This is a genomic window from Kocuria rhizophila DC2201, assembly GCF_000010285.1.
Classification (GTDB): Bacteria; Actinomycetota; Actinomycetes; order Actinomycetales; family Micrococcaceae; genus Kocuria; species Kocuria rhizophila_A.
This window is the reverse complement of sequence record NC_010617.1, coordinates 2,441,624-2,458,657: the sequence shown is the minus strand read 5'-3', so window position 1 is coordinate 2,458,657 and position 17,034 is coordinate 2,441,624. Positions and strand designations below refer to the sequence as shown.

General features: G+C 71.5%; 16 protein-coding genes. 7 read left to right on the top strand and 9 right to left on the bottom strand.

The window, feature by feature from the left end; translation table 11 throughout:
- Positions 1-127 precede the first annotated feature (127 nt).
- Both KRH_RS10580 and KRH_RS10575 read right to left on the bottom strand, forming a co-directional pair.
- Positions 128-1,777, bottom strand: coding sequence for a thiamine pyrophosphate-binding protein (locus KRH_RS10580; RefSeq protein ID WP_012399205.1), 1,650 nt, complete (start codon positions 1,775-1,777; stop codon positions 128-130).
- On the bottom strand, positions 1,774-3,219 hold the full coding sequence (locus KRH_RS10575; RefSeq protein ID WP_012399204.1) for a sodium:solute symporter: 1,446 nt from the start codon (positions 3,217-3,219) through the stop codon (positions 1,774-1,776). The genes KRH_RS10580 and KRH_RS10575 overlap by 4 nt, the downstream gene beginning before the upstream one ends.
- Before the next feature lie 194 nt (positions 3,220-3,413).
- On the opposite strand from KRH_RS10575, the gene speB reads away from it, so the two are divergent.
- Both speB and KRH_RS10565 read left to right on the top strand, forming a co-directional pair.
- Complete coding sequence (gene speB, locus KRH_RS10570) at positions 3,414-4,451, top strand: agmatinase (RefSeq protein ID WP_012399203.1); 1,038 nt, start codon at positions 3,414-3,416, stop codon at positions 4,449-4,451.
- The gene (locus tag KRH_RS10565; protein WP_041297745.1) at positions 4,451-5,632 is read left to right on the top strand and encodes a PLP-dependent aminotransferase family protein; all 1,182 of its coding nucleotides are present in this window, start codon (positions 4,451-4,453) and stop codon (positions 5,630-5,632) included. The genes speB and KRH_RS10565 overlap by 1 nt, the downstream gene beginning before the upstream one ends.
- 115 nt (positions 5,633-5,747) lie before the next feature.
- Here the strand turns inward: KRH_RS10565 and KRH_RS11830 are convergent, their stop codons facing one another.
- Genes KRH_RS11830 through KRH_RS10555 form a run of 3 tightly spaced genes read right to left on the bottom strand, consistent with a single transcriptional unit; the run spans position 5,748 to position 6,956 of the window.
- Positions 5,748-6,353: a hypothetical protein gene (locus KRH_RS11830; RefSeq protein WP_012399201.1), complete on the bottom strand. Its 606-nt coding sequence runs from the start codon at positions 6,351-6,353 to the stop codon at positions 5,748-5,750.
- A complete protein-coding gene (locus KRH_RS12905; RefSeq protein ID WP_396350701.1) occupies positions 6,331-6,411 on the bottom strand; it encodes a hypothetical protein in 81 nt (26 codons plus the stop codon). The genes KRH_RS11830 and KRH_RS12905 overlap by 23 nt, the downstream gene beginning before the upstream one ends.
- Positions 6,412-6,422: 11 nt before the next feature.
- The gene (locus KRH_RS10555) at positions 6,423-6,956 is read right to left on the bottom strand and encodes a type IV toxin-antitoxin system AbiEi family antitoxin (protein ID WP_012399200.1); all 534 of its coding nucleotides are present in this window, start codon (positions 6,954-6,956) and stop codon (positions 6,423-6,425) included.
- 333 nt (positions 6,957-7,289) lie between these two features.
- On the opposite strand from KRH_RS10555, the gene KRH_RS10550 reads away from it, so the two are divergent.
- A complete protein-coding gene (locus KRH_RS10550) occupies positions 7,290-7,778 on the top strand; it encodes a MarR family winged helix-turn-helix transcriptional regulator (RefSeq protein ID WP_012399199.1) in 489 nt (162 codons plus the stop codon).
- A gap of 110 nt (positions 7,779-7,888) precedes the next feature.
- On the opposite strand, the gene KRH_RS10545 is transcribed toward KRH_RS10550, so the two are convergent.
- Positions 7,889-8,503 carry a malonic semialdehyde reductase gene (locus KRH_RS10545; protein ID WP_012399198.1) on the bottom strand — a complete coding sequence of 205 codons (615 nt, stop codon included), beginning with the start codon at positions 8,501-8,503 and terminating at the stop codon, positions 7,889-7,891.
- Positions 8,504-8,630: 127 nt separating this feature from the next.
- Here KRH_RS10545 and KRH_RS10540 point away from each other — a divergent pair, with 127 nt between their 5' ends.
- Complete coding sequence (locus KRH_RS10540) at positions 8,631-9,239, top strand: LysE/ArgO family amino acid transporter (protein WP_041297427.1); 609 nt, start codon at positions 8,631-8,633, stop codon at positions 9,237-9,239.
- A gap of 51 nt (positions 9,240-9,290) precedes the next feature.
- Complete coding sequence (locus KRH_RS10535; protein ID WP_012399196.1) at positions 9,291-10,526, top strand: hypothetical protein; 1,236 nt, start codon at positions 9,291-9,293, stop codon at positions 10,524-10,526.
- Positions 10,527-10,760: 234 nt separating this feature from the next.
- Here the strand turns inward: KRH_RS10535 and KRH_RS10530 are convergent, their stop codons facing one another.
- From KRH_RS10530 to KRH_RS10520, 3 genes are read right to left on the bottom strand one after another with little or no spacing between them, the layout of a single operon-like run.
- Positions 10,761-12,305, bottom strand: a complete 1,545-nt coding sequence (locus KRH_RS10530; protein ID WP_012399195.1) for a dihydrolipoamide acetyltransferase family protein — start codon at positions 12,303-12,305, stop codon at positions 10,761-10,763.
- 3 nt (positions 12,306-12,308) lie between these two features.
- Positions 12,309-13,319 carry an alpha-ketoacid dehydrogenase subunit beta gene (locus KRH_RS10525; RefSeq protein WP_012399194.1) on the bottom strand — a complete coding sequence of 337 codons (1,011 nt, stop codon included), beginning with the start codon at positions 13,317-13,319 and terminating at the stop codon, positions 12,309-12,311.
- Positions 13,319-14,521 (bottom strand): thiamine pyrophosphate-dependent dehydrogenase E1 component subunit alpha, encoded by a 1,203-nt coding sequence (locus tag KRH_RS10520; RefSeq protein WP_012399193.1) that lies wholly within the window; start codon positions 14,519-14,521, stop codon positions 13,319-13,321. Before KRH_RS10520 ends, KRH_RS10525 begins: the two co-directional genes overlap by 1 nt.
- 431 nt (positions 14,522-14,952) lie before the next feature.
- On the opposite strand from KRH_RS10520, the gene KRH_RS10515 reads away from it, so the two are divergent.
- Both KRH_RS10515 and KRH_RS10510 read left to right on the top strand, forming a co-directional pair.
- The gene (locus tag KRH_RS10515) at positions 14,953-15,408 is read left to right on the top strand and encodes an Lrp/AsnC family transcriptional regulator (RefSeq protein WP_012399192.1); all 456 of its coding nucleotides are present in this window, start codon (positions 14,953-14,955) and stop codon (positions 15,406-15,408) included.
- 132 nt (positions 15,409-15,540) lie between these two features.
- Positions 15,541-16,998: a tryptophan-rich sensory protein gene (locus KRH_RS10510; RefSeq protein ID WP_012399191.1), complete on the top strand. Its 1,458-nt coding sequence runs from the start codon at positions 15,541-15,543 to the stop codon at positions 16,996-16,998.
- The last annotated feature ends 36 nt before the right edge of the window (positions 16,999-17,034 follow it).

Sequence of the window (17,034 nt, the reverse complement as noted above, 5' to 3'; positions counted from 1 at the left end):
TCTCTCCGCAGGTACGGCGCGCACTGGTGCGGCAACAACAAACTGCCCCGGGACGGGACGTGGCCGCCGAACGAGGTGTTCGGCGGCCACGTCGTGCCTCGGGCGGGTGCGCCGGGCGCGGCCCCGCTCAGATCTTCAGGTGCACCAGGCTCGGCCCCTTGGTGGCGAGCGCCTTCTGCACGGTCTCCGCGAGGGTGTCCATGGTGGCGGGGAACCCGGTGGCGCCGAAGCCCTCCGCGAGCTTCACCCAGTCCGGCTGCACGAGGTCCACGGCCAGGGGGTCGATGTCCCGGTCCACCATGTTCTGCCGGATCTCCCCGTAGCCCCCGTTGTCCACGCAGATCACGGGCAGGTCCAGGTTCAGCTCCACCGCGGTCATGAGCTCCTGGATGGAGAACATCAGGGCACCGTCCCCCACCAGGCACACCACGGGACGCTCCGGGGCGGCCAGCTTGGCGCCCACCGCCGCGGGCAGCCCGTAGCCCAGGGTCGCGTACGTGCCCATGTAGAGCAGCGAGTGCGGCGCGGGCGCACGGAAGAACGTGGTGGAGCCCATGTAGGTCACCTGGGAGGAGTCACCAGCCAGGATGGTGTCGTCCGGGACCACCTCCATGATGGTCTCGTTGAGCGCGGCGAGGTCCGGGGCCCACTGGCGGCCCTCCTCGTCCATGGCGTCGAAAACCTCGCGCAGGTCGCGCTCGGGGCGGGGCTCGGCGCCCGAGGCCTCGAACGAGACGCGCAGCCCGTCGATCAGCTGCGGCACCACGGCCGCGGCGTTGCCGGGGACCTCCACATCCGGGGCCAGGTTGCACAGCATCTGGTCGCGCATGATGTCCACGCGCACGATCGGGCCGTGCGGGGTGATGTCCCCGCCCCACAGCTCGGCCTCGCCCACCTTGGAGCCGATCACGAGCAGCGCGTCCGCGGAGCGCAGGAACTCGTGCGCGGTGCTCAGCCGCAGGTCCGCGCCCAGCGAGAGCCGGTGCTTCTCGGGGATCGCACCCTTGCCGTTGGTCGTGGTGATCACGGGCGCCTCGAGCAGCTCGGCCAGCTCCAGCAGCCGGGGCCCGGCCGCGAGCGAGCCGCCGCCGGCCAGGATGACCGGGCGCTCACTGGCCGCGAGCGCGGAGACTGCCGCTGCGACGTCGTGCTCCGGGGCGGGCGTGGGCTCGCCGAGGGGGCGTGGCGCGGTGGCCGACTCGGGTACGTCCGCCGGGGTCTCGAGGATGTCCAGCGGGATCTCGATGTGGATGGGGCGGGGCCGCGAGTGCGCGAAGTCCCGCATGGCGTCGTGGATCATGGTCACGGCCTCGGCGCCGGAGGTCACGCGGCGGGAGACGCCCACGATCGCGTTGACGGCGGCGGAGGGGTTCTTGGTCTCGTGCAGCGAGCCGATGTCCCGGAAGTCGTGCCCCACGGGCCGCCCAGGGGACAGCAGGATCATGGGTCGGGACTCGGCGTACGCGGTGGCCGCGCCGGACAGCGAGTTCAGCAGGCCGGGACCGGAGGTGGTGATCACCACGCCGGGCAGCCCGCGCACCTGGGACCAGCCGTCCGCGCCGTAGGACGCGCCCTGTTCGTGGCGCGTGGTGATCGCCGTGATCCCGAGCTCGCGAAGCGGCCGGTAGAACTCCAGGGAGTGGGTTCCGGGGATCCCGAACACGGTGTCGATCCCGTAGCCGCGCAGGGTCTCCAGCACGGCCTTGGCCACGGTGCGCTCGGGGTACGACGCCGCCTGGGTCCCCCCGGTCTCGGAGGTGCTGTTCTCGGTGCTCATGCCTTGGACTCCTGGATGCGTCGGTTCCACTCGTGGGAGATCTGGGGTGCGGTGGGTGTGGTGACCAGCGACACCACCACGAATACTACGGCCGAGCTGACGAGCCCCAGGTAGATGGGGGCGTTGGCCAGCACGCCGAAGACGCCCATGCCCGCCACGGTGGCGACGACGCCCGCGGCCATGGACCACATGGCACCCGCCGCGGTGCCCCGGCGCCACACGAGACCGCCCAGCACGGCCACGAGCAGCCCGCCCACCAGCAGGTCGTAGGCGATGGTCAGGGCCACCACGGTGGAGCTGACCAGCATGGACAGCACCGTGATCACCAGGCCCACGACCACCACGTAGACGCGGTCCTTGAGAACGGAGGCGTCCTCGGAACGGGCGCGGGCGACGTCGTCCGCCGGGGCGCCGAACATCCCCCGCAGGGTGGGGACCACGTCCACGCGGGCCACCGTGGCCGCCGCGATCGTGGCGCCGGAGGCCGTGGACATCATGGCGGCGACACCCGCCGCGAGCACCACGCCGCCCAGGCCCACGGGCACGTGGTACTGCGCCATGGCGGCGAAGGCCTCCTCCGGGGCGTCGAGCGTGGGCAGCACGGCCGCCGCGGCGGTGCCGATCAGCGCACCGGCCACCCCGTAGAGCGCCACGTACCCTGCCGCGGCCAGACCGCCCCAGCGGGCCACCCTGGGGGAGCGGGCCGTGAACACGCGCTGCCAGATGTCCTGGCCGATCAGCATGCCGAAGCCGTAGACCACGAACTGGGTGACGATCGCCTGGAAGCCCATCGAGCCCGCGGAGAAGAAGGAGGCGTCCAGCCGCTCCGTGATCCCGGACCAGCCACCCCCGGCCGCGAGGGAGAAGGGCAGCAGGATCGCGAAGATCCCGATGGTCATGAACACGAACTGCATGAGGTCCGTGAGCGTGATGGACCACATCCCGCCCAGCACCGAGTAGGCGATCACCACCGCGCCGCCCAGCAGGATGGCCCAGGGCCGGGAGATGGGGAACAGCACGGAGAAGATCGACGCGTAGGCCGCGGTGGAGGTCACGGCGATCATCACGGTGTACGCGAGCATCACGAACGACGACGCCGTGGCCCCACCGCGCGCGCCGTAGCGCAGCTGCAGCATCTGGGAGACCGTGAACACCTTCAGCGACTGGATGCGCGCGGCGAAGAACAGGCTCAGCACCGCGAGTCCGGTGGCGATGGCCACCACGAGCCACATCCCGGAGATGCCGTACTGGTAGCCCAGGCCCACCCCGCCGACGGTGGAGGCGCCCCCGAGCACCACGGCAGCCATGGTGGAGGTGTAGAGCCCCGCGCCCAGGCGACGGCCGGCCACGCGGTAGTCGGTGGCGGTGCGCGCACGGCGTGCGGCCCACAGTCCGATCACCACCATTGCGGCCAGGTACAGCACGATCACGATCACGTTCACGGGGTCTCTCCTCGGACGGGGGCCACGGCGCCGGGCGTCCGGGCACGGCTGTGCTCTCGGGTGTGAGCGTGGCGTTAGGGTTTATGCACCAGGTCACAGAAAGTACCACCGACACGGTGGATCGCAGCATGACGGGGCCCCAGCGACGTGGCCCCGGACGTCTCCCGGATGATCCCGGGACGAGAGGAGCACGGGTGGAACCGGAACGCATCGTCGAGACCAACAGCGCTGGTGAGCAGCGGGTGGGGCCCGTGAACGCGGCCCTCACTCCGCGCTGGGCCGGGCCCGCCACGTTCGCGCGGCTGCCCCGCACTGACCAGGTGGAGCACACGGACGTGGCCGTGGTGGGCGTGCCCTTCGACTCCGGGGTGTCCTACCGCTCCGGGGCACGCTTCGGGCCGAACCACGTCCGCGAGTCCTCCCGCCTGCTGCGCCCCTACAACCCGGCGCAGAACCACTCGCCGTTCGCCAACCTGCAGGTCGCGGACGCCGGGGACATCGTGGGCAACCCGTTCGACATCCCCGAGGCCATCGACTCCATCGAGACCGCGGCCAAGGAGCTCATGGGGGAGTCCACCAAGGTGGTGGCGATCGGCGGTGACCACACCATCGCCCTGCCCCTGCTGCGCGCGGCGCACTCGCGCCACGGCAAGGTGGCGCTGCTGCACTTCGACGCCCACCTGGACACGTGGGACACCTACTTCGGCGCCGAGTACACCCACGGCACCCCGTTCCGCCGGGCGTTCGAGGAGGGGATCATCGACACCGACGCCGTGATGCACGTGGGCACCCGCGGTCCGCTCTACGGCACGCAGGACCTCGAGGACGACGCCCGCTTCGGTTTCGAGATCGTCTCCTCCGCGGACGTCATGCGCTCCGGCGTGGACGCCGTGGTCGCGGCCCTGCGCGAGCGCGTGGGGGACCGCCCGCTCTACATCTCCCTGGACATCGACGTCCTGGACCCCGCCCACGCCCCCGGCACCGGAACCCCCGAGGCCGGCGGCATCACGAGCCGCGAGGTCCTGGAGATCCTGCGCGGACTGCGCGGGCTGGACGTGGTCGCATGCGACGTCGTGGAGGTCTCCCCGGCGTACGACCACGCCGAGCTCACCGGCATCGCCGCCGCGCACGTGGTCTACGAGCTGATCTCCCTGATCAGCCTGGGGGCCGACGCCGCCGCGGACGGTCCCGCGTACGGCATCTCCGGCGCGCGCTACGGATCGGAGCAGTGATGGAGTTCGCATCCCGCGCGGACGAGTTCCGCCCCTCCCCGGTCCGCGCCGTGTTCGAGGTGGCCCGCGACCCCTCCGTGGTCTCGCTGGCCGGCGGCAACCCGGACCTCTCCGTGCTGCCCGCGGACGCCGTGGGCGACGTCGCGTCCCTGCTGCTGCGCGGACGCGCCGGGGAGATCCTGCAGTACGGCTCCGGCGCGGGCGTGGACGGGCTGCGCGAACTGGTCGTGAAGCTCATGGCCCGCGGCGGCTCCGCCGTGACCGGCGCGGACATCCTGCCCACCACGGGCTCGCAGGCCGGACTGGACCTCGTGACCAAGCTCTACTGCAACCCCGGTGACGTGATCGTGGCCGAGGGGCCCACCTACGTGGGGGCGCTGGGTGTGTTCGGCGCCTACGAGGTGGACGTGCAGCACGTGGAGATGGATCACGACGGCATGCAGCCGGAGGCCGTGGCTCAGGCGCTCGATGAGCTGGCGGCCCAGGGAAAGCGCGTGCCGTTCGTGTACGTGATCCCGAGCTTCCAGAACCCGACCGGCGTGACCATGCCGGAGGAGCGGCGTCGTGAGCTCGTGGAGGTGTGCGCCCAGCGGGACGTGATGATCGTGGAGGACGACCCGTACGCGCTGCTGTCCTTCGACCGCAGCGATCCCCGGCCCTCGATGCACGGGATGGCTCCGGAGCACGTGATCCACCTGGGCAGCTTCTCCAAGATCTTCGCGCCCGGGCTGCGCGTGGGCTGGATGGCGGCACCCCCGGAGGTGCGTGGCCGGCTGCAGATCGCCGCGGAGTCCGTGGTGATCCACCCGTCCAACCTGGCGCAGTCGCTCGTGACCTCGTGGGTGGGCTCCGAACACTGGGAGCCGGCGCTGGACCGGGCCGTGGAGCTCTACAAGGAGCGGTGGACCGCCATGGAGGAGGCGCTCACGGAGTACATGCCGGACTCGGCATCCTGGACCACGCCCTCCGGCGGGTTCTTCACGTGGGTCACCGCGGACGAGCTGCTCGGCAAGGACGTGCTGGCCGAGGCGGTGGCCAACGGCGTGGTGCTCGTGCCGGGTTCCGCGTGCTACATGGACGGCCGGGAGTCCAACGCGGCCCGGCTCGCGTTCTCGGGCGTGGCGCCCGCGCGCATCCGCGAAGGGGTCAGGCGTTTCGCGGAGGTCCTGGGGAGCCTCTGACGGGCACGCGCTCCGACGCATGGTGCGACGGTCTCGGGCGGGAGGGTGAACCCTCCCGCCCGAGGTCTGTCCGGGCGAGGCGCCCGCAGGTAGCAGTGTGGTGCTCGCGGACTCTTCAGGTGACTGCGGACAGCAGCGCGGCGATCAGGGCTTGCCGGCGACGCACGTCGCTCGTGAGGAACAGCTGAGGTGCCGTCGTGAACCGCCCGGCAAGCAGGGCAGCATCGGCATTCCTCAGATCGGCGGCGAGTTCAATTCTGACGGGGGTGGAGAAAATCGTGGCCACTTCGCGGGACAACAGCGCTACGGCTGCCAGGTCCTGGTCGAAGTCGTGATCCATGAGCAGCCTCTGTCCACGATCGGTCTCGTAGAGCTCAGTGCGGACCGCTTCGGATTCCGTGTACCAGTGGCACGCCACTGCTAGATCCCGGGCGTCCTTGGTGTCGTGAAGGGCAGCTCTGACGGCCCAGGAACGCAGCTTCAGCGCGGTGTATCCCGCGGGCGAGGGCATTCGGACGGTGACCTCGCGAGGGCCAATGTCGACGTCCTGGGCATGGCGGTGAACGTCTTGGAAACCGGCGACGGTCCATCCCTCCTTGTGCGGCGGAGGCGTGAGGGTTCCCGGCGGTTCCTCGAGCTGGGCGCCGAAAGGCATGAAGTCCACGGGGATGCCGCCCACGACATCCAGGACTCCGGGATCAGGGACGCCAAAGGTGAGCATGCGTGTCCTTCACGTGCTGAGCTGCTTCGAGCTGGCGGGGTTCGCCGGCGGCCTTCAGATCGGCGTACGTCAGGAGCGGCGGGGCAGGAGCCGGGAAGGACGAGGGTGGTGGATCTTCAACGCCCGGGGGACCCAGAACGTGGTGTGGACCATGATGTTCGGCGTCTCGTCCGTCCGCCAGCGGTTGCCGAATATCATCTCGGGCGAGAGGACCTCCACATAGAGGGTGGCGGTTTCAGGGTTCTTGATCCACGGGGCCGCCTGCTCGCCGCTCACGTAGACCACCCCGTGACCCGCAAGGCTCAAGTGGCCGGGATCGCCGTGAAACTGCTGTACCAGCGTTTTGGGGCCGAGGCCGGTGGCAAAAGCGTCGGCCCACCGTTCGGTGAGGATCTCCCTGCGCATCAGACGCCTGCTGCGGCGATCCAGAAATCCTTGCTCGTCGAGAAGCTCCAGCGTGGACTGGGCTTGACCCAGGGACACCTTTGCGGCGGCCGCGAGTGCCCTGACGGGGGCTTCGAGCAGCTCGTGGGCGCTGCGGGGGTGGATCGACCGTGCGAGGAGGAGCAGAGGGTCTCCGGCTGCTTCGTCCAGTTCAAGCACACGGGTGAAGGTCGGGCTGTCGGTGACGACTGCGCGGACGCGCTGGGATCCCAGCGGATGCGAGACGTGGAGGATCGCTGGTGTTTCCCGCGCCAGATCCCGAAGGGGGGGTATGCCCCATGCGGGGCGCTCAGCGGCACCCTCTCACGATGTGTGGTCGGTGGTGCCCTGCACTCGTGACGGAGCAACGCATGGACTCTTGCGAGGGTCCAGCAGACGGTTTCTTGAGCTGACCGTTGGGGACGGGCCTGCATGGGGAGCGGCGGGGTGTCGCCGGGTGACGTGCACCATGACGCCACGGCCAGGCAGGCGCCGCGCCTAAAATAGGCAGACATGGACACCTCCCACGCCCCCGCGCCCGACGACGACCGCACCCGGATGCTCCGCAGCGCGGCGCGGTTGCGGGAGGTGCTGCGTCACGGCGTGTATTTCCTGCGCAGCATGGAAGGCGCCCGGGACATCACGAGCCAGCAGGTCAGCCTGCTGGCAATGCTGCTCCCGGGTGGGGTGCGGATGACCACGATCGCCGCGAACCTGGGCGTGCGCACGCCCACGGCCACCCAGAGCGTGGACCGGCTCAGCAGGGCTGGGTTGGTGCGCCGGGACCCTGATCCCACCGATGCCCGGGCGGTGCTCGTGTCCCTCACACCCCAGGGCGAGGAGGTGCTCGCGCGGGAGGACCAGCACCGCAACGAGTGCGTGGCGGACGTGCTGACCACCCTCACTGCTGAGGACCTCACCAGGCTCGACGCCGCCCTGCCCGTGCTCGCGAAGCTCGCCGGCGGCAAGGACTCCACGGATCCCGAGTCCGGGGGCTCCTGACCGCGGGCCCACCAGTGCCCGGGGCCCGGGGCCGGGTGCCGCGCGGCAGGTGCGGCGACGCCGCCGGGTATGGTGCCGTGCGGCGTCGCCGTCGGCCGGGAGCCCGCGGCTCAGATGCTCTCGGTGACGTCCTCCGCGGCGAAGCGCGGGTTGCGCTCGTAGCCCGGGGCCTGCGGACGGCCCAGGTTGACCGCCACGATGGAGCGCTTGCCCGTGCCCTCGAAGAATTCCCGGTCCACGGCGGGGGCGTCGAAGCCGGTCATCGGGCCCACGGCCAGCCCGGCGGCGCGGGCGGCGATGATGAAGTAGCCCACCTGGATGTGCGCGTTGGCCGTGCCGCTGGACATGCGCAGCTCCGCGTTCTCGTCGTACATGCCCTGCAGCTGCGGGGCCGCGGGGAGGAAGTCCGGGAAGCGGGTGTGCCAGTTCTCGTCGAAGGACAGGATGGCGGTCAGCGGCGCGTTGCGGGTCTTCTCCTGGTTGCCGCCGCTCATGTGCTGCACCAGGCGCTCGCGGGCCTCGGGGGACTCCACCCACGTGATGCGCAGGGGCTGGGAGTTGAACGCCGTGGGGCCCATCTTGGTGAGCTCGTAGATGGTGTGCTTCTGCTCAGCGGTCACGGGCTCGTCCGTGAAGTGGCTCGCGGTGCGGGCCGTGGTGAACAGGCGGTCGGCGTCCTCGGTGGTGATCTCAAGGGCCAGCTGCTCGATGGTGGCGGTGCTCATGGGGCGTCCTTCCGGGGAGTGCGGGCGACGTGAGCGCCCGAAGTAATTTCCGTGGAAACCATACGCCGATGCGTTGCCGCCCGCGAGCGGATGTCGGCAACGTCACGCCGGGCTGTAGGTTGTCGTGGTGACTTCTGCGTTTCTTCCCGGACTGGTGACCGGGCTCGCCCTGATCGTGGCCATCGGCGCCCAGAACGCGTTCGTGCTGCGCCAGGGCATCCGCCGCGAGCACGTGGGCGCGGTGGTGGCCATCTGCATCGTCTCGGACATCTTCCTGATCGGGTTGGGCACCGCGGGGATCGGGGTGCTCATCGAGCGGGTGCCGTGGCTGCTCAACGCCTTCCGCTGGGCGGGGGTCGTGTACCTCGCGGTGTTCGCGGTGATGTCCTTCAGGTCGGCGCTGAAACCCCAGACCATGGATGCCGCGGGCACCGGGGCGGGGTCGCTGCGCGGGGTGGTCCTCGCGACGCTCGCGTTCACGTGGCTCAACCCCCACGCCTATCTTGACGCCGTGCTCATCCTGGGCAACCTGGCCAACCAGCACGGCGAGCAGCGCTGGATCTTCGCGGGCGGTGCGTTCACGGGCTCGGTCATCTGGTTCACGGCCCTGGGTGCCGGTGCGCGGGCGCTGTCCCACGTGCTGAACACCCCGCTGACGTGGCGGATCGTGGACGTGGGCGTGGGCCTGGTGATGCTGTTCATCGCGGTGCAGCTGGCGCTGATGCCCGCGATCTGAGGCCCGTGGCGGGTGATCCGGCCCACCGGGGGCATGTGCTGAAATGGACCCATGACGCCCACCTCCTCGTACACCAGCAGTGGAACCGGGCGCAGGTCCCAGGAGTTCACCCCCGCCACTGCGGTGCGCGGGTTCCTGGAGCACTCCCGGCGCCGGGCCGCGGACCTCAGCCCTGGCTACGAGCGCGTGTGGGCACGGGTCGCGGAGGTCACCTACGCCGCGGAGGGGCTGCAGCAGGACTTCGTGATGGCCGCGGTGGAGGCCTACCCGGCGCGTCCCACGCGCCCGGTGCTCAACGCCGTGGCGGCGGGTTTCGAGCTGCTCAACACCGCCCTGCTGCTGCGCGGCGAGGGCGTGAGCCCCGGAACGGCGATCGCGGCGGCGTCGTCGGACGCACCGCACGCGGCGGCTCCCGGCCCGGACCGCACGCCACGCGAGGACGCCGTGGCGGGCAACGCTCCCACCGGGACCACGGCCCCGGGCGGCACGCACTCGGCGGGCACCGACCCTGCGGGCGCGGAACCGGTGGGCTCCGATCAGGTGGGCCCCGGCCGCCCCGCTGCGGACGCGCCGGACCGGGAGCGGCAGAGCCCCGAGGACCCGGTCCACTACACGTCGCTCGCGAGCGAACTCGCCCTGGCCGCCGCCTACCGCATGGTGGCCACGTCCCACGCGCCGGAGACGCGGCTCATCAAACTCCTGGAGATCCTGGACCACTCCGTGTTCCACGCTGCCGCGGGGGAGCGCATCCTGGGGGAGCTCACGCAGCGTGCGGCCACCGTCTCGCACGGTGAGGTGCTGGAGACCCTGCGCATCGGCAGCGCCGTGCCCTGCTACGAGGCGCCGCTGCGCGCGGGCGCCGTGCTGGGTGGGGCGCCCACCGCGCACGTCAACGCCCTGGCGGACACCGGACGCGCCCTGGGCATGGCGCACGGGCTCGCGAAGGAGCTGCGCCTCGCGGCCCACACGCAGGGTGGCCACGGAGCCCGCGAGCTGCTGCGCGCGGACCGGCCCACGGTGCTCGGCACGTTCGTGGCCTCCGGCCCCCACGGCCCCGCGTGGCGCTCCCTGTGCGAGCGCGCGGCGGAGGGCACCCTCACGGACGACGACGCCGTTCACGCCCACCAGCTGCTAGAGCGCTCCGGTTCCGTGCGCGCCGTCGCCCGCATGATGGGCACCGCCCGCACCCGCTCCGAGCACGCGATGGCCGGAGGGGACCTGCCCCCGGCCCTGGTGGAGCGCCTGCGGGCGTGGGCGGAGCGGGAACTGGGCTCCGCCGCGACCTGACCCCGCGGGGTGCCTGTGGTCCACGGGACGGTTTCTTGTCACCGGGTGTGCCTCGTGACTAGGGCGCCCCCCCCCCCGCAGGACAGACCCGGCACACGGCCCCGGAGCGTGACCCCGGAAAGCGGCGACGGAACACGGCGACGGCGCCCGGGCCGAAGCCCGGGCGCCGTCGCGCCCCCCTCCGCGCGAACCGGTGGCTGGCGCGCGGTCGATGTCCCCTGGGACCCGAACGGGTCAGATCTGCGTGAGCGCCCCCACGGGGTTCTCGATGCAGTCCGCCACGAAGCGGATGAAGCCGCCGGCCGCGCCGCCGTCGCACACCCGGTGGTCGAAGGCGATGGTCACGGTGGTGACCTTGCGGACGGCCAGCTCACCGTCCACCACCCACGGCTTGTCGATGATCCGCCCGATGCCCAGGATCGCGGCCTCGGGGTGGTTGATGATCGGGGTGGCGCCGTCTGTGCCGAACACGCCGTAGTTGTTCAGCGTGAACGTGGAGCCGCTCAGCTGGGCGGGGCTGGCCTTGCCGGAGCGAGCCACCTGGATGATCTCCCGCATGGCGCCGGTCAGCTCCATGGCGCTGAGCTGATCCGCGTTGCGCAGGTTCGGCACCATGAGTCCGCGCTCGGACTCCACCGCGAGGCCCAGGTTCACGCCCTGCAGGCGGGTGATGGTCCGGGAGCCGTCCTCGGCGGTGTCCACGCGGGCGTTGAGCTGCGGGAACTTCCGCAGCCCGGCCACGGTGAACCGGGCGATCAGCGCGAGCAGGCTCGGCGTGTTCTCCGGATCCTTGGCCTTGAGCTCGGAGCGCAGCTTCAGCAGCTCGGTGGCGTCCACGTCCACCCACACGGTGGCCTCCGGGATCTCCGTGCGGGAGCGGGTCATGGCGTCCGCAATGGTCTTGCGCACGCCCTTGACGGGCTCCTGCAACGCGATCGGCAGCCCGGTGCGGGAGTCGGGCCCGGCGGCCGCCGGGGACGACGCCGCCGCGGCACCACCCTGGGGTGCCGCACCTCCCGCGGCGCTCAGGCCGGCGGGGGCGGGAGCCGCGGGCTCCGCGGCGGAGAGGCCCGTGGGGGCCGGCCCGGCGGCGTCGGCGCGCATCCGCTGGTCGTCCACCTGGTCGATGGCCGCGAGGACGTCCTTGCGCATGATCAGACCGCCGGGGCCGGTGCCCTGGAGGGCGGCGATGTCCACGCCGTGCTCCCGGGCGAGCTTGCGCACGAGCGGGGAGATCACGGTGGGGGCCAGGCGCGGGGCCTCGGCGAGCGCGTCGTGGGTCTGCCCGGCGGCGTCGGCACCGGCACCGCGCTTGCGGCGGCGTCGGCGGGACGAGGACGCGGCGGAGGTGCCGTAGCCGATCAGCACGTTGCCGGAGGACTCCTCGTCCTCACCTGCGGTGGGATCGGCTTCGTCCACGGACAGCTCGGCCGAGGGCGTGGTGCCCGCGAGCTCCTCCTCGCGGTAGCTCGCGCCGTGCTCGGCGCCGGGCGCGTCCGCGTCCGTCTCGGAGCCGGCGGGGGCCTCGGGGGACTCCACGCCGTCGGAGATGGAGATCAGCGGCTGGTCCACCAGCATGGTGTCCCCCTCCGCGCCGTGCAGCTTGTGGACCACGCCCTCGAACGGGGTGGGCACCTCCACGGCGGACTTGGCGGTCTCCACTTCCACGATGGGCTGGTCCATGGTGACGGTGTCACCCTCGGCCACGAGCCAGCGGAGGATGTCCGCCTCGGTGAGCCCTTCGCCCAGGTCGGGCAGGTTGAACACATTGATGCTCACGGGTCAGTCCTCCCACTGCAGGTCGTCCAGGGCATCCAGGATGCGCTCGGAACTCGGGATGTGGTGGTGCTCGAAGGACGGTGAGGGGTAGGGGATGTCGAATCCCGTGACCCGCAGCACCGGCGCGGCGAGCGAGTGGAAGCAGCGCTCCTGGGTGCGCGCGGCGATCTCCGAGGCCACGGACGCGAAGCCCTGGGACTCGGCCACCACCACGGCGCGCCCGGTGCGGCGCACGGAGGCGGCCACGGACTCGTCGTCGTAGGGCACCACGGAGCCGAGGTCGATGACCTCCACGGACATGCCGTCCTTCGCGGCCTCCTCGGCCGCGGCCAGGCACACCGGCACGGACGGGCCGTAGGAGATCAGGGTTGCGTCACTGCCCTCACGGGCGACGACGGCGTGGCCCTCGCGCTTGGGCAGGTTCCCGTTCTCGTACTGCTCGCGCAGCTCCTCCAGGTCCACCTGCGCGGTGGACCAGTACAGCCGCTTGGGCTCGAAGAACACCACAGGGTCCGGGGAGTCGATGGCCTCGCGCAGCATCACGTACGCGTCCGTCACCGAGGCCGGGGTGAAGACCTTCAGCCCGGGGGTGTGCGCGTAGTAGGACTCGGAGGAGTCGCAGTGGTGCTCCACGCCGCCCACGCCGCCGCCGTAGGGGATGCGGATGACCAGGGGCATGCTCAGCTTGCCCCGGGTGCGGTTGTGCATCTTGGCCACGTGCGAGGCCACCTGCTCGAACGCGGGGTACGCGAACGCGTCGAACTGCATCTCCGCCACGGGGCGCATGCCGTTCATGGCCATGCCCACCGCGGTGCCGATGATCCCGGACTCCGCGAGCGGGGTGTCGAAGCAGCGCTCGCGGCCGAAGCGCGCGGTCAGCCCGTCGGTGATGCGGAAGACGCCGCCGAGGGTGCCCACGTCCTCACCGAAGACCACGACCTCCCGGGATGCCTCCATGGCGTCCGCGAGCGCGGTGTTCAGCGCCTTGGCGAAACTGGTTTTCGAAGCGCTCATCACGCCTCCTCTCGGGAGAGCTCGTCCGCGAGCTGGGCGCCCTGCTCACGCAGCTGGGTGGTGGGTTCGTGGTACACGAAGCGGAACAGGTCCTGCGGGTCCAGGTCCGGCTTGGAGGACATCGCCTCGCGCAGCCGCTTGGCCATGGCCTCGGCGTGCCCGGAGATCTTGCCGGTGGCGTCCTCGTCCAGGGCGCCCTGGCCCTCGAGGTAGCGCTGCATGCGGGTGATCGGGTCCTTGGCCACCCACTCGCTGACCTCGTCGCGCTCGCGGTAGCGGGTGTCGTCGTCCGCGTTGGTGTGCGCCTGCATGCGGTAGGTCATGGCCTCCACGAGCAGCGGACCGCCGCCCTGGCGGCACAGCTCGATGCCGCGCCCCAGCACGGAGAGCATGGCCGCGAGGTCGTTTCCGTCCACGCGCTCACTGGCCATGCCATAGCCCACGCCCTTGTGGGCCAGGGACGGCGCGCGCGTCTGCGAGGACAGCGGCACGGAGATCGCGTAGCCGTTGTTCTGCACCAGGAACAGCACGGGCAGCTGGAACACGGCGGCGAAGTTCAGGGCCTCGTGGAAGTCCCCCTCCGACGTCGCCCCGTCACCGCACATGGCCAGCGTCACCGTGTTCTCGCCGCGCAGCTTGGCGGCGTGGGCCACGCCCACGGCGTGCAGCAGCTGGGTGGTGAGCGGGGTGGCCTGGATGGAGACCTTGTACTTCTTGGGGTCGTAGCCGCCGTGCCAGTCACCGCGGTAGGTGCTCATGACCTCCAGCGGGTCCACGCCGCGGGACATCACGGCCACGGAGTCGCGGTACGTGGGGAACAGCCAGTCGTCGTCCTCGAGGCACAGGGCGGCGGCCACCTGGCACGCCTCCTGACCGTGGCTGGACGGGTACACGGCCATGCGGCCCTGGCGCACCAGCGCCATGTTCTGGTCGTTGATGCGACGGCCCACCACGAGCTTCTCGTAGGCGTTGAGCAGCCGCTCGGTGTCCGGCATGGGGTACTCGTGGCCGGGCTCCTGGCCCTGCTCGGACTCGGGGACGGCGGTGCCGTCCGGGTTGAGCAGACGGATCTCCTTGCTCGCGGGCAGCATGTACTGCTCGGGGGTGATCCCGAAGTTCTTCGAGGCCTCCACCGCCGGATTCACGGGCGGGGTGGGCTCCCGGGTGGCGGACTCGCCACCTGCGGGGGTGGGCTCGCTCATGGTGCGTCCCTTTCTTCTCTGGGTGGAACTCGGTGGCGTCGCGGCGGCCGTGGGCAGGATCGAACGGCGTCGTGCCGGACACGTCGTCCGGTCAGTATGGGCAATTCGGGCGCTCCGTCTCCACACCGGGGGGAATCCGTGGACGGTACAGTGGCAGAAAGGCTGCGGCGTGGACGAATTGTCCGCGAGTGACGGGCGCCATGCTGAAATGTCTTGCGCGTCACACCGGGACTGCCGGTCCCGTGGGGCCGCCCCGCGCGCACCGGCCCCGGACCGGGGGCGGGGCCGACGCGAGCCGCCCCGGGAACGGACGGTGCGGCGTCGTCATCGGGTGCTGCGGCGCAGGCCGTGGAAGGGACGACGGCGCGGGGTGCCGCCCGGCGGCGTCGTCGCCGTGACAGGGCCGGACGGTGACGGGAAGGGTGGAGCGGATGGCGCAGAGCAAGCGCGTGGAGCTGGACGAGACTGACCGGCGGATCCTGGACGAGCTCACGCGGGACGCGCGGCAGTCCGTCACGGCGCTCGCGGCCAAGGTGCACATCTCACGTGCCCACGCGTACGAGCGGATCCGCCGGCTGCACGAGCAGGGCGTGGTGCTGCGCTACACCGCCGTGATCGACCCCGCCAAGGCGGGCCTGGAGGCCTCCGCGTACGTGACGCTGCGCCTGAAGCAGAACACGTGGGACACCCTGGGGCCCAAGCTGCGCCGGATCCCGCAGGTGCAGCACGTGGCGCTGGTGGGCGGCACGTTCGACGTGATGCTGCTGGTGCGTGCGCGGGGCACGGCGGAGCTGCGGGACGTGATCTTCGAGCGCATCCAGCCCATGCCCGAGGTGGTGGACACGCAGACGTTCCTGATCTTCGAGGACGTGGACGTGGGCGGCTGAGCACGTGACGTCCCGCCGCGGGCCCGTGGCCCAACCCCTCAGCACGCTGACATACTGGCACCGACAACGGCGGTGCGGCACCGCCTCCGGGTCACCCACCCGGCCACGACACGGACGATGCGGGGACGACACATGAGTGAGAACGCACGGCTGGCACTCGTCACGGGCGCCACGGGCTACATCGGCGGCCAGGTGGCCCAGGAGCTGCTGCGCCGGGGCTGGCGGGTGCGCCTGCTCAGCCGCAGCGCGGAGAAGGTGCGCAACCTGCCCTGGGGGGACAGCGTCGTCGCCGAGGGGCGCTCCGCCGGACCCGGTGAGGCCGAGGTGGTGGAGGGCAACGCCTCCGAGGCGGCGGACGTCTCCCGCGCCCTGCAGGACGTGGACGTCGCGTGGTACCTGCTGCACTCCATGGGCGATTCCAAGGACTTCGTGCACGAAGAGGTGGAGATGGCCCGGACCTTCGGCGCCGCCGCGCACGAGGCCCACGTGCAGCGCATCGTGTACCTGGGCGGGCTGCACCCGGAGGACGAGCCGGTCGAGGAGCTCTCCGACCACCTGCGCTCCCGCGTGGAGGTGGGCCGGGCGCTCATGGACTCCGGGGTGCCCACCGCCGCGCTGCAGACCGGTGTGGTGATCGGGGACGAGTCCTCCTCCTTCATCATGATCCGCCACCTCGCGGAGCGGCTGCCCGGTGCGATCGCGCCCCAGTGGGTGCGCAACCGCATCCAGCCGATCGCGGTGGCGGACGTGGTGCACTACCTGGTGGGCGCGGCGGACCTGCCCGCGGACGTGAACCGCACGTTCGACGTGGGCGGGCCCGAGTCCATCGAGTACGCGGACATGCTGGACCAGTACTCCCGCGCCGTGGGCAAGGGCCCGCGGTTCATGATCACCGCCCCCGTGACCACCGCGGAGCTCGCGGCCAACTGGATCGGGATGGTGACCCCCATCGACACCAAGCTGGCCCGACCCCTCGTGGGCAGCCTGCAGCACGACACCGTGATCCACGAGCGGGACCTCGACGACTACATCGGGGCGCCCCCGGGCGGGCACACCCCGTTTGCGGACGCGGTGCGGGCCGCCGTCACGGACCTGGACCTCAACCGCTGGCGCCGCGTGTTCCTCTCCACCGCGGCGGCCGTCGCGGCCACGGCCACGGTGGGCACGCTCGCGAGCGACCCCGGCTCCCGGTGGTACGAGAAGCTGCGCAAGCCGCGCTTCCAGCCCCCGGGCTGGGTGTTCCCCGTGGCGTGGACCGCGCTGTACGCGGACATCGCCGCCATGGGCTCGCTGTCCATCGCGGACCTCGGGGAGGAGGGCCGCACCGCCGAGCAGCGTGCCTACATCGCCGCACTCGGGGTGAACCTGGCGCTCAACGCCGGGTGGAGCGTGCTGTTCTTCCACCGCAAGCAGCTGCGGGCGGCCTCCGTGGAGTCCGTGCTGCTGGCGGTGAGCAGCGCGGACCTCGTGCGCCGCAGCGCCAAGGTCTCGCGGGAGAAGGGCGTGGCCCTCAGTCCGTACGCCGGGTGGACCGCCTTCGCCTCGGTGCTCTCCACCACCATCAGCGTGCTCAACCCGCGCCGCAAGTAGCCCGGGCGGTGCGGCGGGCGCCGCACCGGGTGCCGG